The organism is Desulfuromonas svalbardensis (assembly GCF_055389415.1).
Map to the genome: position 1 here is coordinate 1,972,182 of NZ_AP042416.1, position 22,217 is coordinate 1,994,398.

The following is a 22,217-nucleotide window of genomic DNA, read 5'->3' on the forward strand; positions in this document are numbered from 1 at the left end:
TGCGAGTTAATCACGCTGAATCGTTTCGGGGAATAACGTTAAAGCACGATATCGTGTTCTTTGATCTTGCGATAGATGGTGTTGCGGCTGATGCCGAGCAGACCCGATGCGTGAAGGATGTTGCCTCGGGCTGTTGTTAACGCACGGGTGATCATCTCCAGTTCGATCTGTTTGAGTGGTAGTACGCCGCCGATCTGTTCCGTGTCAGTTGTGAGTTCTATGAGGTCAACGATCAGGGCATCTTTGTTCAGCGAATCGCCGTTAGCTGTGAGGTTGATCGCCCGCTCGATGATGTTTTCCAGTTCGCGCACATTTCCTGGCCAGTGGTGGTTACGGCAGGCAGCGACGAACGATGGCTCAAGACAGACTTGCTTGTTGAGCCGTTGATTAAACTTATCCACCAGATGAAACACTAATGGTTTGAGGTCGTCCAGCCGTTCTCGCAATGGTGCAATGGTGATTGGAAGAACATTGAGACGATAGTAGAGGTCGCGGCGGAAATTACCCGCTTTGATCTCCTTGCTAAGATCTTTATGGGTGGCGGCGATGATGCGAAGATCGACATCGATCACTTCATTACAACCAACTCGGCTGATACTGCGTTCCTGTAACATCCGCAACATTTTGACCTGCATCGCCAGCGGCATGTCGCCAATTTCATCGAGAAACAATGTGCCACCGTTAGCGACTTCCACCTTGCCAACTTGTCCCCCTTTTTTTGCTCCAGTAAAAGCACCATTGACATAGCCAAACAGTTCACTTTCAAGCAGAGTTTCGGAAAGAGCAGCGCAATTGATAGCAACAAATGGTTGCTGGCAGCGATCGCTAGCGTTGTGGATCCCTTGGGCTAGTAATTCTTTTCCGGTGCCACTTTCGCCATGAATCAGAACTGTTGAAGGGCTTCCTGCGGCGATATTGGCCATCTTGCGACAGTGTTCCATCGCGTCGCTGTTGCCGAGTAGATCGTCGAGTTGGTATCGAGCGCTTAATTGAGTTCGTTGTGGCTCCGCAGGGGGGAGAGGGTGCAGTGCACCAGAGCGGTCTCCCAGCGAATGATGGTGCTTCCGAGAGTGAACGACGTTATGGGGAGCATTGCTATCGAGTGAGGTCAGTTCATTACAGCGACGTGAACCTAGAAATGGCTGATTTGATGCGCTTCCTTGGAGTGGTGGTATGGACACGATATGATCGAGTCGTTCAGTCCGTTTCGTCCCTTCAGGATAGCTCATTTTGATTCCTAGCTGCAATTTAAGGGTGATAAACGCGATGGTGAAGCACCATGGTTTGTCCGCGCTGAGGAATTGTTAAAATGACATTATTGAAGTGCAGCAGGTATCGTATGGCATTAAAGTTCTACCTGCTGCACTTCGTCTTAGCATTAACAATGGAGACGATTTATAACGTCGCCTCAACAGCTTTTTCAAAGATGTTCAATGCGGTTTCAAGTTGCTCATCAGTGATAACAACTGGTGGTAAAAAACGGATGACATTGCCGAAGATCCCAGCGCCCATTGTTATTAGACCGTTATCAAAGCAGGTCTTGATGATTGCTGCTGCCGCTTCTTTATCTGGTTTGCGGGTCTCAGGATCTTTAACGAGTTCTAGTGCGACCATTGAACCGAGGCCACGTATATCACCAATGCGTGGGAACCGCTGTTGCAGTTCCTTGAGCTTGGCGATCATTTTGTCACCAACTTCGGTGGCGCGTTGACATAGATCGTCTTGCTCCATGTTTTCAATCGTGGCGAGTGCCGCAGCGCAGGATACTGGGTTGCCGCCATAGGTACCGCCGATACGTCCCGGTGTCGCTGCATCCATAATCTCAGCTTTACCAACGACAGCACTTAACGGCATTCCCGAAGCGATCCCTTTGGCCAAGGTCATCAAGTCAGGGACGACATCAAAATGGTCAACAGCAAACATCTTGCCGGTACGCGCGAATCCGCTCTGAACTTCATCGGCAATAAAGACAATGCCGTGCTCTTCACACAGCGCTTTCAAACCCTGCAAGAACTCCTTCGGTGGAACAATAAAGCCACCTTCGCCCTGAATCGGTTCAATGATCATTGCCGCAACACTTTCTGGAGCTACTTCAGAGATAAAGAAACGCTCGAAGTTCTCTAGGCAGTGCATGCCACACTCGGGGTAGGTCGATTTGAATGCGCAGCGGTAGCAGTAGGCTGCTGGCGCTTTGTAAACTTCTGGGGCAAATGGACCACACTCAAATTTGTATGGCTTGACTTTGCTGGTCAGGGTCATGGTGAGCAATGTGCGACCGTGGAAACCACCTTCGAAAGCGATAACACTAGGACGACCCGTGTGAGCCTTCGCAATTTTGATCGCGTTTTCAACGGCTTCAGCGCCACTGTTAACAAACATTGCTTTCTTGGCGTGGTCGCCAGGAGTGATTTGAGTTAATTTTTCCGCCAGCGCAACGTATGGCTCGTACATGCCAATCATAAAGCAACTGTGCAGCAGTTTTTCCGCCTGCTCTTTGATGCTGTCAACGACTGCCTGTGGGCAGTGACCAGCATTAATTACGCCGATACCACCGTAAAAGTCGATGTAGTCATTACCATCGATATCACGAATGATAGCTCCCTTAGCTTGGTCAATAAAGATTGGCGTGGATGCAGAGATGCCATTCGCGACAAATTGTTGTTTCTTTTGCAGTAGAGTTTTTGTTTTTTCACATTGCTCTTTGCCGATATTTGGCTGTTCGTTGCCCGTTAACATTGTTTGTTCTCCTGTTTGTTCTGTTAAATAGGTTGATTAAACCTATGACACCTAGGCACACATGATGAGATCTGTGGCGCTCCTGTCATGCAGGCCGAAGCCGGGCAGGGTGACGCTAGATGATGGATCATGCACTTCAGGTCAACCAGATTGATGGGCCTGAAAAAATTGTGTTTCTTTATGGTGTAGCACGCTGTCACCGCATCACCAGGTGACCACATCACCAAAAAAATTGGTGTTCGGTCGAGGATGGAATGACGAACAATTTATGATCGTGTTTTTGAACTTAGTCTGTGCAACATTTGTTGAAATTAGCTCAATGTCGGCTAGAGAGGTCTTACGCTGGAATGGTCTCTGACCATCGAGTTTGATCATGGTAGCGGGGAACACTGATACGATTGCCAACATGATAACGCTTGCCATAGTCGTTCTGATCGTTGATCGCTGTCAGGATTACTGTCGCTTCATGGGTATTGAGTGAAGCAATGCGACCAGTGCCCTGATAGGAATAACCGTTGTTGATCCAGCTGATTTTAACGGCACTGTGAATACTCAGATGGTGGTCTTCATTGACGAGCCAATCGTTGAATAAGCTGTTTGCCACAAGCTCCTCCTGATAAAAATAGCGTGCCCAGCAATGTTGAAACATTCGGACAGTTGTTGCTATCGCTATGGCTCTGAAATTGGTTTTGCCGCGATCAACTTCATTGGCTATTCATCAAGGAATGTGCCAAATGAGCGATTGTGCTTATTTCTACGATCTAAGCTGTCGATAAAGCGGACAATTTTAAACAATCCTCTACCCCATAACCGAGTTTGTAATTATGGCAAAGTTGATGCTTTGCTGCATTTTTGATGCATCAGTGCATCCGATGCTCATTGGTAGAGCTCTTTGGTGGTGACGAACTGTTGGGGGTTGAGACTTTAGGGGGTGTATCTGTTGGTGGAAAGATGCAGTAAACGTATTGTTTGCGTGTTGAATTGCTCTGAGTTGAAGAACTTTTAGCCGGAAAATAAACACCAATCATGTTGGTTGTTGTCGTTTGCTTCTATAAAACATAATTATATTATTGATGAAGGGATTGTGGTGACCCAATCAGCGTTATGGGCTTGTTTTGAGTGAAAGTTGAAGTCGGGGTGGGGTGTCTTAGTTGGCGGATGCAATACTGCATCAAGTGGGAGCGTCGCTTGTGGTGCTGTTTTTAGGCAATTTTAAACCTGTGTGGGTTTTAATAAAAAACTTCGGTTGACTGGCGTGTGATGTTTTGATCACGTGCAAGTATACGATATGTCGGCGCTTAAAACGGGATTACTGTTGTCGTGCTGTGTTCTTCCAGGGTGAGGGTGGTGGGTGATGGACGGTCCTTTGGGGCCGTTTTTTTTATCTGGCATAGCTCCTGCTCTATAGCCTAATAAGATTATGTACGCGGCAAGCGTATATAAAATATGGTTTGAAATGAAACGTTCGTTGGCTGCCTTGCTAGTTGCGCAGGTATCACGCTGTTGATGTCAAAACTTTCGTGTTGCTGTCAGCCAAAACAAATCAACCCAATATCAGATGTGATGTCTGGTCCTATTGGGATTTGTGCCATCGTGTAAATCATGGCCTTTAGCATTCAGATTTTGAGTTATTCACTGTTGGACCAATTTCTGTGTCCCTACAAAACCGGAAAACGAAAGGAAACGAGAACCATGAGTGAGCGTAAAGAGTTGAGAGATATCCAGTATGCCCAAAGTGAAGCATCTCGCATGGTAGAGTTGATCTCCCGTCCTGATGATCAAGTTACTATGGCAGAGCGCGAGCAAATTGCTAAAGAAACAACGGAAAACTTCGGTAACCATATCAACAAAGGTTTCCTTGAGTATCGTAAGTCAGTTACTGAAGCTGGTGATTTTGCCCTGACTGAGTGGACCGGTCAAGGTTCTATGATGACAGATGCTTTGGGTCGTGAATTCATCGACGTCCTTGGTGGTTTCGGTATCTACTCTGCTGGTATCCGTCACCCTAAAATTGTTAAATCTGTTAAGGCTCAGATCGACCGCAGCCCACAGTACAGCCAAGAGATGCTTGACCCTCTTCGTGCTCACCTCGCCAAAGTTCTCGGCTACCTAACACCAGGTGATCTCCAGTACATGTTCTTCATCAACAGTGGTACTGAAGCTGTTGAGGGCGCTATGAAGCTGGCTAAATTTTACACTGGTAAGAGTGGTTTTATTGCGACGACCGCTGGTTTCCACGGTAAGACTCTCGGTGCTTTGTCTCTGATGGGTAAGGCTTGCTACCGTGAGCCATTGATGCCTCTTCTAGGTAATACTCGCCACGTGCCATTTGGTGATGCCGATGCGCTAGAGCAGCAACTTGCAATCTGTGAACAAGTTGGTGACCAGATCGCGGCATTCATCGCTGAGCCTATTCAAGGTGAAGCTGGTGCGGTTGTTCCTCCTGACGATTACTGGCCACGTGTTCGCGAAATCTGTGATCGCTACGGCGTGCTGTTGATCGCTGACGAAGTTCAAACAGGTCTCGGTCGTACTGGTGAGATCTTCGGCGTTGATAACTGGAACGTTACTCCTGACATTATGTGTCTGGGTAAAGCTCTAGGCGGCGGCGTTGTACCGATGTCGGCATTTATTGCTTCTCCAAAGATCTGGAAAGTGATGGAGCCAAACCCATTCATGCACACCTCAACAACAGGTGGTAATCCAGTCGCATGTTCTGCAGCACTGGCTTATATCGACGTTATGATTAGCGAAGACCTACCAGGTCAAGCCAAGCGTAAGGGCGAGTACATCATGTCTAAACTTGGCGAGTTGCAGAAGAAGTACCCTGCAGTCCTTTCTGGCTACCGCGGTAAGGGTCTGTTGATCGGTATGGAGTTCGCGACTGACGAGATCGGTTACGATGTTGCTTCGGGTCTGTTCAAGCGCCAAGTCTTAACTGCTGGTACGCTGACCAACGCGAAAGCAATCCGTATTGAGCCAGCTCTAAATATTCCTGATGCATTGGTTGACGAAGTTCTCAACCGCCTTGAAGACACTTTCAAGAGCATTAAATAGATGACCCATCGACGGGCATCGGCGTTAAGCCGATGCCCGTTTTTGTATCACTATCGCGATGTGAATGGAGCACGTTATGAATTTGTACGCAGGAAAAATGCTTATTGTCGACCTGGGCAACCAGACTGTTTCGACGCAGCCTCTCAAAAAAGAGTGGATTCGTCAGTACTGGGGTAGTTGGGGATTGGCATTGCGCTACTACACCGACATGGTCGATGCGAAGATCGATCCGCTTGCCGCAGAAAACCCTATCGTCATTATGACTGGCCCTTTGTCGGGTACGCTGGTACCGCTGACTTCTCGTTTGGCTATGGTATCTAAATCTCCCCATACCGGTACTATTTTTCAGAGTAATGTCGGTGGCGCGTTTGGTCCCGAACTTAAATATGCTGGTTATGACGGTCTGATCATTAAAGGTGCTGCGAAAACTCCAGTGTACCTGAAGATTGTTAACGATCAGGTGACTCTTGAAGATGCGACCCACTTGATGGGTAAAGGTATTTTCGAAACAGAGCAAGCGATGGAACATGCTGTTGGTGATGTTGATGCCAAATGTCTGGCTATTGGCCCAGCAGGTGAAAGACTGATCACGTACAGCATGATCGGTTCTGAGTCCTATCGTCAGTTTGGCCGTGGTGGCACGGGAGCCTTGTTTGGTTCAAAAAATCTTAAAGGTGTGGTGTGTCGTGGTACTGGCAGTGTTGATGTTGCCGACATGAAGACCTTTATCGACCGCATCAGTTACCACAAGCATAACAACCTGCTTACTGAAGATAATCTGTGGGCACAGACCGATGGTACCGCAGTTCTTGTCGATGCTACCAATGAGTTGGGAATTCATCCGACTAAGAACTACACGGGTGGAATCGATGAAAAGAAAGAACTCCTTAACTCCGACGCTATTAAAGAAGCTAAAATCGCTGACCGTGCGTGCTCTTCCTGTCCGTTAGCCTGTGGCAAATTCACCCGAGTTGGTGATGCTGAGGTTGAGGGGCCAGAGTATGAAACTTTATGTCTAGGCGGATCAAATTGCGACATACATGACCTCGAAGCGGTAATTAAATTCAATCGTGTCTGTGATGATCTAGGTCTCGATACTATGAGTTGCGGCAGCACCGTCAGTATGGCTATGGAGATGACCGAGAGTGGTCGTCATGATTTTGGTATTCGTTTTGGCGATAAAGTTGAATATCTCAAGCTTGTTGAAGAAATTGCACTGCTCTCTACCGAGCGTGGCCGCGATCTCGCCCTAGGGGCTAAGAGGTTAGCTGAAAAGTATGACTCCGCAGACATGTCCATGGAAGTTAAAGGCCTGGAGATGCCCGCTTATGAGCCGCGCGGCAACTATGGTATGGGGCTAGCCTATGCCACCAGTGAGCGTGGTGCGTGTCACTTACGTGCCTTCCCAATTTTTTCAGAAACTCCCTTTGATCTTGATGCCCTCGCACAAGAGGTGGTCGATTCTCAGAACTTCAACGGTATCAAGTGGTCGATGTGCTACTGCGATTTCTGGGGCACCATTGATACCAAGATTACCGCTGAACTGCTAGCGGCCGGCCTAGGTGAGACCGTTACCGCTGAAGAGCTGGATCAAGCTGGAGAACGGGTATGGAACTTATCGCGGTTGTTTAATCTCAAAGCAGGTTTAACCATCGACGATGATTCGTTACCAGAAAAGATTCTTAAGAAGCCATTAAAAAATGGGCCTAACGCTGGCAAGGTGTTCTGCTCTGATGATTTTGATGTTGCACTACAGACCTACTATAAGCTGCGTGGCTGGGATGAAAAAGGTGTACCGAGTCAAGCGAAGTTGGACGAACTCGGGCTTAATCAGCTTTAGGATGGAGAGGTAAAAACCATGTCAAAACTATTGTTTGCCAATCCCGATTTATGTACCGGGTGTAATCGTTGCACAACTGTGTGCTCAGCGGTGAAAACTGGCAGCTTTGCCCCTTCGGCGGCACGGTTGCGGATCAATAATTACGCTCATCAAGGCTTTTCGGCGCCAAGTATCTGTTTTCAGTGTCCGAAAGCCCATTGTATGGACGCGTGCCCAGCGGGTGCCTTTTCACGCAATGAAGATGGTGTTGTCGTTATTGATAAAGAATTATGTCAGTCCTGTGGCGCCTGTGTTGAAGCCTGTCCTTATGGAATGGTTGAGATGGATGCGGCGATAATTCCCTACAAGTGTGACTACTGTGGCGGCGATCCTGCCTGCGTCAAAGAGTGCGCACCAGGGGCTTTGACATTTGAAGAGGCTCGCAAAGATCTTCTTAAGATTAAGGCAAAGCAGATGAAACAACGGACCTTAGAAGGTCTCCCCTCAGAGAAGAGGGACAACCTAGGACGAGCGCTTTTAGTTGAAGCTAGAGGTGAATCAGGTTAGTTAACCAAGTACGAAGAAGGAGAAAATGCTGTATGAAATGTGTAAGGAGAGTTTCGGCTGCCATGGCGACCTTGTTGGTTGCAGCAGCCCTGTTTGTGGCACCAGCCACTGCCGCGCAAATCGAAGTTGAAGGCGATGCCTACGCTGTTGTAGAAAGTATGTATTTATGGCGTGGATTAGATCTATCACCTGATTCTGATTTTGTTATCAGTGGTGGTATTGATCTCAGCTTTAACGGCTTTACCTTGAGTTATTGGGGTAACTGGGACCAAGATACCAACAAAGTTAACGAGACTGACTTGATTCTTGACTATTCATTTGATGTCAATGAGCTGCTTAGTGTTAGCGTTGGTGACGTATTGTATGCTGTCGATGGTTTTGATGATACCCATGAGCTTTATCTTGCTCTGGGCCTAAATACCCTGCTTAGTCCAACCTTGACCACTTATTGGGATTGGGATGAAGCTGAAGAAGAGGGTCTTTTCTATACGTTAACTGTTGAGCATGGTTTCACCCTTTCTGAGCAAGCAGAGCTTTTACTTGGTGCTGAAGCAAGCTATAATCAACATAGCGATTTTGCTGTTGGTGATTACAGTGCGTTCCATAATGGCGAGCTCAGTGTCGCTGTTGACTATGCTATCCATGAGCAGATTTTCCTTACACCTATGATTCGTTATTCGATTCCTCTCAGCGACAAGGCTGATGATCTAATTGATGATGAGACTTACTTTGGTGTTTCGGTGTTGTTGGCTTTTTAAGTTGCCACAATAACGATAGGTTCTTCGGGGTGTATCTGTTGGCAGCATGCTGTTAGCGGATACTTCCCGGAAGTCCTATCATTAAGCTAAAACATAAAGTTTGCCCACTTTAATAGATACTGCTGAGGCGTTGTCGGATTACACAGTACTGCTGTATTGAACGATCCGAGAGTGTCTAAAACAAAGGGATATTTTTATGAGTGACACATGGGACATCATTGCAGAAGGTTCAGAAGAAATCACTAAGACTTCTCTGAAGCGCACTATGATCGAATATACCATCTTGTCTGCTATTTTTATTTTAGTAGCCTTCATGGTGCCAAACGATACCGCTGAATTCGGCTTTCTTACGGCGATACCGTCAATTTTCCTATTAGCATTTATTTTTTATACCAAACGAATCCTTGAAGGCCTGACCCTCGCATCATTAATGGGTTTCATTATGGCCTACAAGCTTGAATTCTTCTCTCATGCCAACGATACATTGATTAATGTTCTCACCGATGGTGATACTCAGTGGCTGTTCATTGTCTGTGGTCTGATGGGTAGTATCATTGCTCTCATCGAGCGTGGCGGTGGTGCTGCGGCCTTTGGTGTTTGGGTTTCTAAACGCGCTAAAACCCGTCGAAGCACCTTGCTGTGGACGTGGTTTCTTGGCGTTATCATCTTTATCGATGACTACCTTAACTCATTGACTGTTGGTTCGTGTATGGCCCCTATCACCGATAAGCATAAAGTATCGCGTGAGCAGTTGGCTTACATTGTTGACTCTACCGCAGCTCCAGTTTGCGTGTTAATCCCCATCTCAACGTGGGCGGTTTATATCGCTAGTTTACTTGAACAATCCGGTGCGGCTCCCGAAGGTGAAGGTCTCAAGTATTTCATGCACACCATTCCGTATAACTTTTACGGCTGGATCGCACTGCTAATTGTGCCCTTGGTGATCTTGGGAATTATTCCAATTTTTGGTCCGATGAAAAAAGCTGATGAGCGTGCTCAGAACGAAGGTATTCTTGCACCACCCGGCTCAGAAAAGATCGATATTCATGCTGGTGAGAAGTTTTCAGTTCCGAATAATCCAAAGATCATGAACTTCTTCTTGCCTATCTTGTTTTTGATCTGCTCCACCATCTACTTTGATGTCGACATGCAGATGGGTGTTATCTGTACGCTCGCCTTTACGTTCCTGCTCTATATCCCTCAAGGGATCATGGGACCTGAGGAGTTCTTTGACGCCGTGATCGCTGGTGTTAAGAATATGCTCTTCCCGCTAGTCATGGTTGTTTTGGCCTTTACGTTCGCTGACATCAATGAGCAAGTAGGTTTCTTAACTTATGTCATCGATAGTGCTACAAAAATCATGACGCCTGAACTGCTGCCACTGGTGCTGTTTATCGTTCTCGGCATTACCGAGTTCATCATGGGATTAAGCTGGGGCATGTATGCCATCGCTATTCCTATTGCTGTCCCCTTGGCTGTGGCCGTTGGTGCTGATCCATATGTTGCTGTTGGTGCCGTATGTTCTGCTGGTGTATGGGGTAGTCACATCTGCTTCTACTCTGATGCGACCATTCTTAGCTCGGCCGCTTCAGGTTGCGATAACTACCGTCACGCGGTTACTCAGATGCCTTACGGCTTCCTGGGTGCGTTTTTCACCGCGATTGGCTTCTTGATCGTTGGTTACATGTAACAGTTTGTTGTTACGGTAGTTAAGTTTGAAAAGAGCGGCGCAATACGGGGAACCGATGTTGCGCCGCTTTTTTTGTTTGTCAGAAACACGTTCTGCTTTTCTAGTCGACAAACTTTGTATGGTGTTTAAAATTTATCGCTGATTAGCGACCCACACCCTGCGGTTCGGTTCCCTCACCGCATCCTACATAGATTATTTCCACACTGTGTGATTTCTGGTACTTAAAGTTTAAGTTACTCAGAAGTATCAATCTTCTTCATTGGGTACTTGTCTTGTACCGTCATGCCCGCGAAAATAGGTATCCAGAGGTTTTACCTGAGCTTCAGGACTTCCGCCTTCGCGGGAGAGACGATCTTTTTGATTCAGGCGGAAGATTAGTGCTAACCGGGAAGTTTCTCGCTACATTTTTAGGCCAAAACGTAGCTGATCTGTTTTGTTGTTAATTTCTGGCTTATTTTTTAACAGTTTTTCTGTTTTTATCTTTTTCGCTATTATTTATTTATCTTTTTCGACCTATTGAGACCTCAAAGGTCAACAGTTTTCAAAGAGTATACATGAAAAGATTCCTATTTGCATTTCAGGATGCTTTAGTGCATTATTTGGATGCGTGGCTGCAAGATGCTGGGATAAATCCATTTCAAACTAGGAACTAATTATGGCTGGACCAATGAACATGAGTGTACTTCCTGAGCAACGAGGTGATCGCCTACAACATCAGGATGCGTTTAATCGCACCCAGAATAATGTTATGGGTGATGGCGTAATGTCAGTCGATAATGATGGTAGGGTATTGCTCAGTGACCGGGTGATCCGTCAAAACCTCGATATTCACCCAGGACATTCCGTTGCGGAACATTTTCCTGAGTTGTGGAATGAGATACTCCAGACCTTGAATGATCGCCAGCCGCGTGCAGAGCTGATGGTCGAAAAAGAGGGACAACGGTTCCATGTTACCTTAAGTCCAATCCTTAGTGGCGAACATATTCTTGGCGTTATTTGCGTGTTTTCTGAGAATACTGAACTCGGTGCTATTGCCAGAAAAATGCGTAGGTTTAGGGAGTTATCTCGTGAACTGTCGGAGATTGTTGATTCCTGTTACGAGGGGTTGTGGATCTGTGATGGTCAAGCGAATGTCATTCGAATCAACCCCGCATCGGCTCGAATTAACAATGTGGTGGCCGAAGAGATGATCGGCCGCAACATGGTAGATCTGGTGTTGGAGGGGGTGATCGATCGTTCGGCATCGCTTGAGGTGATTGAAAAGGGTGAGGTGGTCAACTTTATGCGCACCACCAACGAGGGCCGGCGAGTACTCAATGTTGGCACACCGATCTTCGATGATCATGGTGAGATTGCTAAGGTGGTGGTGAGTGAGCGCGATATTACCGAGAGTGATAAGATGCAGCGTCAGTTAGATGAGCAATCGGCTATTAACTCGCAGTTCCAGTGTCAGATTCTGGAGATGCAACAGGCGGAACTGGCCTCGACCAAGGTGGTGGCTAAAAGCCCCGCTATGGTGCGCGCGCTCAATCAGGCTCTTAAGGTCAGTCAGGCTGACTCATCGGTGCTGATCCTCGGTGAATCGGGGGTAGGTAAGGGCTTGTTTGCTGATTTGATCCATGTTCATTCGCGGCGCAGCAAAAAGCCGTTGATCAAAATCAACTGTGGCGCTATTCCTGAAACCCTCATTGAATCCGAGTTATTCGGCCACGAAAAAGGGGCTTTCACCGGAGCTCAGTCGGCTAAGCCCGGTCATATTGAATTGGCTGATGGCGGCATTCTTTTCCTCGATGAGATCGCTGAGTTGCCGCTTGCTTCACAGGTGAAATTGCTACGTTTTCTTGAAGATGGCGAGGTGATGCGACTCGGTGCAACAAAGTCGAAAACCGTCAATGTGCGGATTGTTGCGGCGACCCACGGCAATCTCGAAAAGATGGTGGAGGACAAATTATTTCGCCTCGACCTCTATTACCGCTTGAACGTTATCCCGCTGCACATCCCGTCACTTAAAGAGCGTCGTGATTGTATCTTGCCGCTCGTTCAGCACTATATTGACATGTTTAGCGCCAAGAATGGGATGAAGAAGCGGGTCACTCATGCCGCTATGGAAGCGCTTTTAGCTTACGAATGGCCGGGTAATGTGCGCCAGTTGATGAATATTTGCGAGCGAATGCTGGTGATGGCAGATGGTGAAGTGATTGATATCCAAGACCTACCTCAGAATATTGTCAGCAACATTACCCATGGACCATTACGCAGCGAGCAGATGACGCTGCAGCAGGCCATCGATAGTTTTGAGCGTTCCATTCTGATCGAGTCCATGGAAGAGCATGGTAATCAGTATCGGGTTGCTGAAGCCTTGGGGGTGAATCAGTCCACCGTTGCCCGCAAACTTAAGCGCTATGGTATTCGTTAGTCCTAGTAGGCTGTCCCAGAATACAAGAGCCTACTGCGAAACCGTCTGAACGGTTCATTTCTCCGCATGTTTTCGACAAATAGCGGAGCTATTCGCGCTCAAATTCTCAAAATCTAGTTTCAAGCAGTTTTTTTCTCGCTACGGCCCGTCAAGCTAGACAGGTTGCTAGGCGGATGCAGTAATGCATCCGCTTTTCAGTTTAAAATTCCTCTTCTCAGTGCAACGTCCAATATCCTTCCCGAATTGTGCGACAATTTAGCGGTATTTCCGACGAAATCTTGCCTTGAATTTCACTTCTTCGCAGCTATTTATCTGGCTAACTAATTGAATAAACAAGTGGTTTGTATCTTGTTGTGTTTTGAGTGGCACCATTGCAGCGATAATCTTTGTCTTGTGCCCCTTTTTTTGCTCCAGCTGGCACAACTTATGCTGTTTACACTAAGTCAATGTGTCACTCCATCTCATAGGCAGTCTCATCTATTTGAGCCGATGGTTCGGTATCAGTTGGATGGGGTAAGTGGGGTGGTTGTCGTTTGTTTTCATGAAGGCGGTTGTGTGATGGTGAGAATAGTGTCATGCGATCCGCTCTGGAACTGCTTGTGTGGTTCTATGGTTAAATTCAATAAGGAGAACAGCAAAATGAGTGTATCGGACAATCTGGCTGTTGACGAAGATGTGGACCCTCAGGGGGTAGAATTTTGTCAGGCAGCAAAAGAGAAATCGCAACATCTTGATGCAAATCTCGACTGGCTACACAGTAATATGCATCCCTACTTTTTCATCACTATGAAAAACGAAGCTGAAGCGGTGGCCATGTTGGCATACGGTTTACAGGGGATGGTGGAAAATCGAAGGATGATTCTTGCTGATCGTAAAAAAACTCTTATCTTGGCGTGTCTAAATAAGCCGGGAACCCTTTATGAAACCCTGAACCATATTCAGAATCGTCAGGTCTCTTATGCTGACTTTTCCGAGTCACGTGTTGTATTACCTGGCTGCGAACATTCACTTGAAGTTCAGAAGTTTGAGTTCGACCGTAAAACAAACGACGAAATCGCGTCGGCCCCGGCACCAAAAATTCCCACCAGTGTTAAACATCAAATTACTGAAGCGATAAAAAAGAATTATCCCGAATTTGACCATGACCAGCGCAATAAATTGATGTCGATAGTTTGGTTGAATAATAGCGACTATATTCTTAATTCTCCACCACGGCGCGTTGCTCAAATTCTATGGTTGTACCAGCAATGTATAGAACACGATGGGATCTACCTAGATTCCGAACCGACTGACGATGTCGACGGGCCAGATCGTGGTCAGGGCTCGCGGTTGTTCTTCGGTGTTGGTAACCCCCCTGAACGAGGCTTCTTGCCGCAGGTGGTTGAAGTGTTTAAGCGCTTCAATGTTACCATTGATCGTGCTTACTGTCTGACTCTGAGTAACGGTGTTCATCCCTATTTCCTATCGACCTTTTATGTCAAGACGGCCGAAGGTAAACCGGTTGCGCGTGATTCTCAGCTGTTCCGTCGGCTACAAAAGGAGCTGTACAATACGCAGATTCTCCGTTCCTGTTCACAGACCTACCGCGAGTTGGTCTCCACTGGTTTGGCTACTGGAACCGATGCGTCGTTTGTTAGTGCCATGATCTGCTTCTGCCACACTAATATGGCCCATACCCATCCAGATAGTTTCGATCTCGAAGGGATCACTCGGGCTTTCCATAACCATCACAATATTTCGTTGCAACTGGTTAAGTTGTTTCGGACCCGCTTACAGCCAGAAATTGATGAGCGTGAGAAAAACTATCAGGAGCAGTTGCTGCTAACCGAGCAAATGATTGAGCAGTACAATACCGGTCGACGTTTCCTTGATGAATTCCGCCGAAAAATCTTCCGCTGTGCGCTGATATTTATTCGTAATACATTGAAAACAAACTTCTTTGTCAGCGAGAAGCACGCTCTGGCGTTCCGCCTCGATCCAAAGTATCTCGATGAGTTGGGCGAAGAGTACACCTGTGATCTTCCCGCTGAGCGTCCGTTCCGCGTTACCTTCTTCCACGGTCGCTTTGGTGCTGGTTTCCACATTGGCTTCTCTGATATTGCTCGTGGCGGTTGGCGTACCCTGATCACTCAAGGTCGCGACGACTATGTCACCGCAGCCAATACCATCTTCCGTGAGAACTATGTTCTCGCCCACACTCAGCATTTGAAAAACAAAGATATCTACGAGGGTGGTTCCAAGATGGTTACCGTACTCGATGCCGGTGGTGAGCAGAGTCAAGACGCGGTGATCGCGCGTCTATATAAATTACAATTCGGTTTCATCAACGCCTTCTTTGACATCTATGTCACAGAAAATGGTCGCGCCAAAGACCCACGCGTGGTCGATTATTATGGTGAAGATGAGCCGATTGAACTTGGCCCTGACGAAAACATGCACGACAGCATGGTTGAGTTGGTTGCGCGTCAAGCCGTTAAACGCGGTTATCTGCTCGGCAGCGGTATTATGTCGAGTAAAGAGGTCGGCATTAACCATAAGGAATATGGTGTCACCTCCATCGGTGTGGTTCGTTGTGCCGAAGTGGCGATGGCGAAAATGGGCATCGACATGCATAGCCAACCTTTCAGCGTCAAGCTGACTGGCGGGCCTAACGGTGATGTTGCTGGTAACGCTATGGCATTGATGTTGGACCGTTGCCCGAAAGTCAGTATTCGCCTGATTGTTGATGGTACCGGTGCCATGTTCGATCCTGAAGGTGCCGATCATGAGGCGTTGGCGAATGTTCTCCTCAAAGAGGATATTGAAGGCTACGATCCGAATGCATTACATCCCGGCGGGTTCATCCTCTACCGTGGTCAAACTCGTCGCGATGGTCTGCGTGAGTTGTTTAAAAAAGTTGTCTGCGATGACGACGGTGTTCGCGAACAGTGGATCACCAACGATGAGTTTTATCGCGAGTACAACAGCCTAATGTTCACCGTCAAGACCGATCTGTTTATCCCTGCCGGTGGTCGCCCAGAGACCCTCGACATAGATAATTACGAGCGTTTCTTCGATGCCGATGGCGAGACCAGTGCCAAGCTGATTGTTGAAGGGGCGAACTCCTTCATCACACCGCCAGCACGAGTGGCGTTGCAGAAGCAGGGCGTGATTATCATGCGCGACTCTTCAGCCAATAAGTGTGGAGTTATTTCATCGTCGTATGAGATTATCGCCAACTTGATGCTGACTAATCGTGAGTTCTTGTCCCATAAAGAGGCCTACGTTGCCGATGTAATCTCGATCCTTAATCGTCGTGCGAAGGACGAAGCGGAGCTGATCTTTAAGCGTCGCGATGAGCTGGGTGAGTCGGTATTGTTTACCGAGATCTCTGATCAGATTAGTCACGAGATCAACGGTCACTACGCGCGTTTGTTCAATTACTTCCAAAGTAATCCTGAGCTGTGCGATAAGTTGCTCTATCGCAAGGCAATTCTTCAGCATCTGCCGAAGATCATCAGCGATAATGCGCGCTTCCGTAAGCGGATTGACCATTTGCCGGTCAAGATCAAGTACGCCATTCTCGCCAGTGAGATTGCGTCGTCCATGGTCTATCACAGCAATGAGCAAGACGCCTTTGGTGAGTTGATTGAAAGCCATCTGGCGCGGATGACCGCAGCATAAACCCTAACCGAGACTCCGCAAGCCCTGTACAAACAGTGGCTTGCGGAGTCTGTTCTATTTATGATAAACCGAAGCACCAAGGAGGATAACGATGCAAATAAAAATCAAACTGATCGGCGCATTACGCTTGGAACGCTTTAAGGAGCTGGTCCATGAAGTTCCTGAAGGGACAAAGATTATTGAGTTGATTGAACAGTTTAAAATTCCGCGTCGTATCCTCGGTATTGTGTTGATTAATGGCCTCCATGCTACCTTGGAGCATGAGGTTCAACATGAAGACACTGTTTCACTTTTGCCCATTCTTGGTGGAGGTTAGCGATTGGTGGTTGATGGGTAGTGGCTAGTGCAGATAAAGTGACAGGATTAACTGCATCGACCACTGGGCATCAGCATTTCTACGCTGAAGACCATCATTCAATGCGGCTGCACGTTCAGCCGTGTCAGATTACAAAATAGTGCCAATAACTATTGGAGAAGGAACATAATGAAATTTTTGACAAATAAGCCTGCACAAGAGCCACAATCTGTTTTGTATACACGCTGCACCGTTGATTTAACCAACGGTGTTCAGCAGTTTGAAGAGGTTCCTTGTCGCAACCTTGAAGACGTATTGGGTGGCTTTGGCCGCTCGTTTCAAGATCTGGCTGAGCGTCAGATCGATAATGCCTATTGTGATGAAAACCCACTGATCGTTAATACCGGTCTGCTCACAGGGAGTACCGCCATGACCGGGATGCGCACCTACTTTTCCGGTTATAGCCCAATTAAGGGTTCCCTCAAGGGATTACCGGCGGCCATGTGGTCAACGGGCAGTGGTAAGTTCGGCGCTAAATTTAAGTGGACTGGCCTTGACGAGCTGGTATTTGAAAATCGTTCTGATAAACCCATTTACGTCATTATCCGTGAGTCGGAAAACGGCCCTCAAGTTGAGATCAAAGATGGTGCCCATCTGGTAGGGCTATCGACTCACGACAAGATGATGGTGCTGTATAAAGAATATCCTGATTGCCATTTTGCCAGTATCGGTCAAGCCGGTGAAAATTGGGAAAACAACTATATGGGCGCTGTGGCACTGAGTACTGAAAACCAACTCAAGTCAGGTGAAGATAAATGCCGTTTTGCTGGCCGTGGTGGTATGGGTAGCCTGATGGGCTACAAAAATATCATGGCGTTGGTGGCGCAGAGTACCGATCGCAAAACACCACTGACTAAAGAGGTTAAGCAGGTCAACCGTCAGGTTGTTACCGGTGGTGGTGCAGCGCGTTTGCAGCCGATCAAACGCGGCGGCGGCGGTGGTACATGGGCTGCTTACGATGTTATGCAGACGTTCCATGCCGTTCCGGTGAATAACTTCCGGCCACAAGGCAATGACATTCCCGAAAAACTGTTCCGTGAAAATGTTGAGAAGGATTACTTTATCGAGTCACAGGCTTGCTACCGTTGCGGTATCACCTGTCACAACAATATTTCCCATAAAAATGACGATGGCACACGCGGTGAATTTATCGCTAAGTTTGACTACGAGCCTCTCAACCTGCTCGGCACCAACGTAGGTATCCATGAAGGTGGTCAAGCGGCGCGGCTGGTTCAGCTCGGTGACAACTACGGTATGGACTCTATCTCCCTCGGAGTTACTGTTTCTTATGTGTTGTCGTATAACGAGCGCCACCCTGAAACACCGATTCTTAACGGTGCCACCTTTGGCGAGTTCGAAAAAATCTGCGAAATGATTATCGATGCTGGTGAAGGTCGCTGCCCTGAAATTGGCAAAGGTTCAATGCGCCTGTCTCATGGTCTAGGTGAGCCTGATTATGCCTACCATGTTAAAGGTCTGGAACTGCCAGCTTACCAACCGGAAACCAACCCCGGTTATGCTTGGGCGATTGCCGGCGGCCATATGTCGATGGGAACTTACGGCATGTTGACCCGCGAAGGTAAGTCCGATGTGGAATCGTGGGTAAAAGGGATCACCGAAAGTAAGTTGCAGATTGTCGGTTTCGATATGATCGGCCTGTGTAAGTTCTTTGATATCGGTCGCGGTATCGCCACCGATTTTGTCACCGCTTGTCTCGATAGTGAGTTAGGGCTACAGATCTCTGAAGAAGATATTCGTGCCTCGGTCCATCGCGCCTTCTTGCGCGGTTTGGCCTTAGAGCTGCGTCAAGGTTACAGCAAAGAAGAGTTTACCTTGCCCGGTGAGGTGTTTAAATCACCCAATCCCAATATTCAACTACCTCATATTACGACACCCGAGTGGTTTGATGAGCTGCAAAAGCAGGTTTGGGCCGTGTTTGAGCCACAGTTAGAAGGTATCCTTAAAAAGTCGTAGCAACTGGAAAACTTAACCGTTGGAGGTGTTGCTTCGTGCTGCCTCCAACGTTGTAGTTGTTGTGCTCATCCCCCTTTTGGAGAGACCATGAGATTATTGGCAGAATTTTTCCCTGAGTTTACAGCCACCCTTGATGCGCAGGATGCCCTGTACGAGGAAAAACGCACCATTGACGAAAAGACCTATCAATTTATCTGTTTTGCTCTGTCGATTAAGGGCCGCTCAAAGCCGTGCGTACTCAAGCATTTTAAAGGTGCGTTAGATGCCGGAGCCAATGTTCAGGAGTTGAGTTACATTCTCGCTTTGACCATGCGCGAGGCAGCCGGAGCCGATGATTGCTGGACACACGATGTGCTCAGCGACTGGCAAGATATTGTAGATGGTAAAACCGATTGTGATTGCCCCTCATAAGATAGGAGTCGAAGGTGAAATTCAAACAGAGAAATGGGCATGTTATTTCGTTCCGCGTTAGTGATGAAGAGCGCGAGCAAATTCATACTCAAGCGCAGCGCGGCGGCCTGAGTGTGTCACAACTGGTGCGCAAGAATCTCCAGATTTTAAGCAGCACTCAATCCTAAGGGGCTGAGTGTTTACTGCGTTGTGCTTAACGATGGAGTACACGTGGCTTGATGTTTGATTTTTATGTCGATGATGATCTACTGCTGTAGATCAGCCTGCTCAATAAAAGGGTTATGTAATGGCGATTCGTGTTGCAATAAATGGTTTTGGTCGTATTGGGCGCAGTTTTTTCCGCGCCGCGGCAAAGAGTGCAGAGATTGAGATTGTGGCGATTAACGATTTGGCTGATGCCGAGACATTGGCTCATCTGCTTAAGTTTGACTCGGTACATGGTCGTTTTGACCAGCCCGTTGATGCGGACTGTGATGCCTTAACCGTCAATGGCCTGCGTATTCCAGTACTCAATGTTAACGATCCCGCCAAGCTGCCGTGGGCGATCTATCGGGTCGATATTGTTGTCGAAGCGACGGGCTGTTTCACCGATCGTTCGCAGGCTCAAAAACATCTCGATGCTGGTGCCAAGCGGGTGGTGATTAGTGCTCCTGGTCAGGGTGCCGATATCACTGTTTGCATGGGGATCAATGAGAGCGACTATCAGTCCGACCAGCATCGCATTGTTTCCAATGCTTCCTGTACCACCAACTGCTTAGCACCGGTGGCTAAGGTGTTGCTGGAAAAGTTCGGTATTGTTAAAGGGATGATGAACACCGTCCATTCGTACACCAATGGTCAATCGATTCATGATCTGCCCAATAAAGATCTGCGCCGTGGCCGTGCCGCAGGGGAATCGCTTATTCCTACTACCACTGGTGCTGCTAAAGCGGTGGCTCTAGTGTTGCCTGAGCTGGAAAATAAACTCAGTGGCATGGCGGTTCGGGTTCCCGTACCGAACGTTTCGTTGATTGATCTGGTCGTTGAAACGAAACACTCAACGACGGCTAGCGAGGTGAATAGTGCCTTGAAAAGTGCGGCGGATGGTCCCTTAAAAGGGGTGATGTCGTACTGTGATCTACCACTGGTATCGCGCGATTATCTTGGTGATCCCTCTTCGGCAACCGTTGATTCGTTATCGACGTCGGTGATGGAGGGCAATATGGTACGAGTGATCGCCTGGTATGACAATGAGTGGGGTTATTCTAACCGTCTAACCGATCTCGTTGAATACATTGCCGCCATGGAACAGGCAAGAGAGACTCATCTCAAAGCGGTAGCCATGGTGCGTGGTCGACGTTGGGAAGATGATTGTCGCTTGCATAGCTGTGGTTAGCCCCTTGCGGGGTTCTTTGTTGATAATTAGGTTAATTTAGAATAGTAAACAACATATCTTAAAATTGGAGGATCAATGCAGCATCAACAATCAATATCAATGTTTGAACAAGCTAAAAAAGTTATTCCCGGTGGCGTTAACAGCCCCGTTCGTGCGTTCAACTCTGTTGGTGGCCAACCACTGTTTATCGATCATGCTAAAGGTTCTAAGGTCTACGATGCCGACGGCAATGGTTTTATCGACTACGTTGGTTCTTGGGGGCCAATGATCCTCGGTCACTGCCACCCTAAGGTGGTAGAAGCGATTCAACAGACTGCGGCAAAAGGGGCATCGTTTGGCGCACCAACTGCGTCAGAGATCGAGCTGGCTGAACTGGTCTGCCGCGCCATTCCCAATGTTGATAAAGTGCGTATGGTCTCCTCAGGAACCGAAGCAACCATGAGTGCCATTCGTTTAGCGCGTGGTGCAACAGGTCGTGATAAAATTCTCAAGTTTGAAGGCTGTTACCATGGTCATTCCGATAGCCTCCTCGTTAAGGCTGGCAGCGGTTTAGCGACTCTCGGTGAGCCAACATCTCCTGGTGTTCCTGCTGACTTTGCTCGCCACACCTTAACCGCCCTTTACAACGACCTTAGAAGCGTTAAGGCTCTCACTGATGAGTATGGCAGCGAGTTGGCGTGTATTATCGTCGAGCCCATTGCTGGTAACATGGGTTGTATCCCACCGGAGAATGGGTTCCTTGAAGGGTTGCGTTATCTGTGTAATGAGCATGGTATTTTGCTGATCATGGACGAAGTGATGACCGGTTTCCGTGTTGGTTATGGCGGCGCGCAAAAACGATTCGGCGTTTATGGTGATCTGGTTACCTTTGGTAAAATTATCGGTGGCGGCCTACCCGTCGGTGCCTTTGGTGGTCGAGCTGACCTGATGGATCAACTGTCGCCAAATGGTGCGATCTATCAAGCTGGCACGCTGTCGGGTAATCCATTGGCGATGAGTGCTGGTATCGCTACATTGAAGTTGATCGGTGAAGAGGGCTTCTATGATCAGATTGAAGAGAAGAGTGCTTATCTTGAAAAAGGTCTGCGCGAAGCGGCTTCGGTTGCCTCGGTTCCTACTTGCCTCCAGCGGGTAGGGGGGATGTTCTGCCTCTACTTCAACGATGGCCCCGTGACCGATTTCGCTACCGCCTTGAACAGCGATAATGACGTGTTTGGCCGTTACTTCCACGGTATGCTCAATGAGGGGATCTACCTCGGGCCAGCACAGTTGGAAAGTAGCTTCATGAGTGGTGCTCATAGCAAGGAAGATCTTGATCGCACCATTGAAGCAGCGCACAAGGTTCTTGCTTCTTTATAGATGATGGCGTCGCAAAAAATCCCGCCTACTGCGTTGC

General features: G+C 47.8%; 16 protein-coding genes. 13 read left to right on the forward strand and 3 right to left on the reverse strand.

The genetic code is table 11. The annotated features are described in order from the left end of the window. Positions 1 to 38 precede the first annotated feature (38 nt). The 3 genes from ACZ5KY_RS08985 to ACZ5KY_RS08995 form a co-directional block, all read right to left on the reverse strand. Complete coding sequence (locus ACZ5KY_RS08985; RefSeq protein ID WP_464243559.1) at positions 39 to 1,229, reverse strand: sigma-54 interaction domain-containing protein; 1,191 nt, start codon at positions 1,227 to 1,229, stop codon at positions 39 to 41. Positions 1,230 to 1,395: 166 nt separating this feature from the next. After that, entirely contained in the window at positions 1,396 to 2,736 is a 1,341-nt protein-coding gene (gene gabT, locus ACZ5KY_RS08990) for a 4-aminobutyrate--2-oxoglutarate transaminase (RefSeq protein ID WP_464243560.1), read from the reverse strand. A 337-nt stretch (positions 2,737 to 3,073) separates the two neighbouring features. Next, positions 3,074 to 3,340: a hypothetical protein gene (locus ACZ5KY_RS08995; RefSeq protein ID WP_464243561.1), complete on the reverse strand. Its 267-nt coding sequence runs from the start codon at positions 3,338 to 3,340 to the stop codon at positions 3,074 to 3,076. A 1,088-nt stretch (positions 3,341 to 4,428) separates the two neighbouring features. Between ACZ5KY_RS08995 and ACZ5KY_RS09000 the strand changes: the two genes are divergently transcribed. The 13 genes from ACZ5KY_RS09000 (at position 4,429) to hemL (ending at position 22,180) form a co-directional block, all read left to right on the forward strand. Next, positions 4,429 to 5,793 carry a putrescine aminotransferase gene (locus ACZ5KY_RS09000; protein WP_464243562.1) on the forward strand — a complete coding sequence of 455 codons (1,365 nt, stop codon included), beginning with the start codon at positions 4,429 to 4,431 and terminating at the stop codon, positions 5,791 to 5,793. A 76-nt stretch (positions 5,794 to 5,869) separates the two neighbouring features. Further along, complete coding sequence (locus ACZ5KY_RS09005; protein ID WP_464243563.1) at positions 5,870 to 7,633, forward strand: aldehyde ferredoxin oxidoreductase family protein; 1,764 nt, start codon at positions 5,870 to 5,872, stop codon at positions 7,631 to 7,633. 18 nt (positions 7,634 to 7,651) lie between these two features. After that, a complete protein-coding gene (locus ACZ5KY_RS09010; protein WP_464243564.1) occupies positions 7,652 to 8,179 on the forward strand; it encodes a 4Fe-4S dicluster domain-containing protein in 528 nt (175 codons plus the stop codon). Between the two features lie 32 nt (positions 8,180 to 8,211). Then, a complete protein-coding gene (locus tag ACZ5KY_RS09015) occupies positions 8,212 to 8,937 on the forward strand; it encodes a TorF family putative porin (protein WP_464243565.1) in 726 nt (241 codons plus the stop codon). A 196-nt stretch (positions 8,938 to 9,133) separates the two neighbouring features. Further along, positions 9,134 to 10,627: a Na+/H+ antiporter NhaC family protein gene (locus tag ACZ5KY_RS09020; RefSeq protein ID WP_464243566.1), complete on the forward strand. Its 1,494-nt coding sequence runs from the start codon at positions 9,134 to 9,136 to the stop codon at positions 10,625 to 10,627. Between the two features lie 655 nt (positions 10,628 to 11,282). After that, on the forward strand, positions 11,283 to 13,043 hold the full coding sequence (locus tag ACZ5KY_RS09025; RefSeq protein ID WP_464243567.1) for a sigma-54 interaction domain-containing protein: 1,761 nt from the start codon (positions 11,283 to 11,285) through the stop codon (positions 13,041 to 13,043). Between the two features lie 639 nt (positions 13,044 to 13,682). Further along, positions 13,683 to 16,706 carry an NAD-glutamate dehydrogenase domain-containing protein gene (locus tag ACZ5KY_RS09030; protein WP_464243568.1) on the forward strand — a complete coding sequence of 1,008 codons (3,024 nt, stop codon included), beginning with the start codon at positions 13,683 to 13,685 and terminating at the stop codon, positions 16,704 to 16,706. Positions 16,707 to 16,797: 91 nt separating this feature from the next. Further along, the gene (locus ACZ5KY_RS09035) at positions 16,798 to 17,022 is read left to right on the forward strand and encodes a MoaD/ThiS family protein (protein WP_464243569.1); all 225 of its coding nucleotides are present in this window, start codon (positions 16,798 to 16,800) and stop codon (positions 17,020 to 17,022) included. 168 nt (positions 17,023 to 17,190) lie between these two features. Next, a complete protein-coding gene (locus ACZ5KY_RS09040; RefSeq protein ID WP_464243570.1) occupies positions 17,191 to 19,035 on the forward strand; it encodes an aldehyde ferredoxin oxidoreductase C-terminal domain-containing protein in 1,845 nt (614 codons plus the stop codon). Positions 19,036 to 19,122: 87 nt separating this feature from the next. Continuing rightward, entirely contained in the window at positions 19,123 to 19,446 is a 324-nt protein-coding gene (locus ACZ5KY_RS09045; RefSeq protein WP_464243571.1) for a carboxymuconolactone decarboxylase family protein, read from the forward strand. Positions 19,447 to 19,460: 14 nt separating this feature from the next. After that, complete coding sequence (locus ACZ5KY_RS09050; protein WP_464243572.1) at positions 19,461 to 19,613, forward strand: plasmid mobilization protein; 153 nt, start codon at positions 19,461 to 19,463, stop codon at positions 19,611 to 19,613. Positions 19,614 to 19,732: 119 nt separating this feature from the next. Beyond that, on the forward strand, positions 19,733 to 20,821 hold the full coding sequence (gap, locus tag ACZ5KY_RS09055; protein ID WP_464243573.1) for a type I glyceraldehyde-3-phosphate dehydrogenase: 1,089 nt from the start codon (positions 19,733 to 19,735) through the stop codon (positions 20,819 to 20,821). Between the two features lie 75 nt (positions 20,822 to 20,896). After that, positions 20,897 to 22,180, forward strand: a complete 1,284-nt coding sequence (hemL, locus tag ACZ5KY_RS09060; RefSeq protein ID WP_464243574.1) for a glutamate-1-semialdehyde 2,1-aminomutase — start codon at positions 20,897 to 20,899, stop codon at positions 22,178 to 22,180. The last annotated feature ends 37 nt before the right edge of the window (positions 22,181 to 22,217 follow it).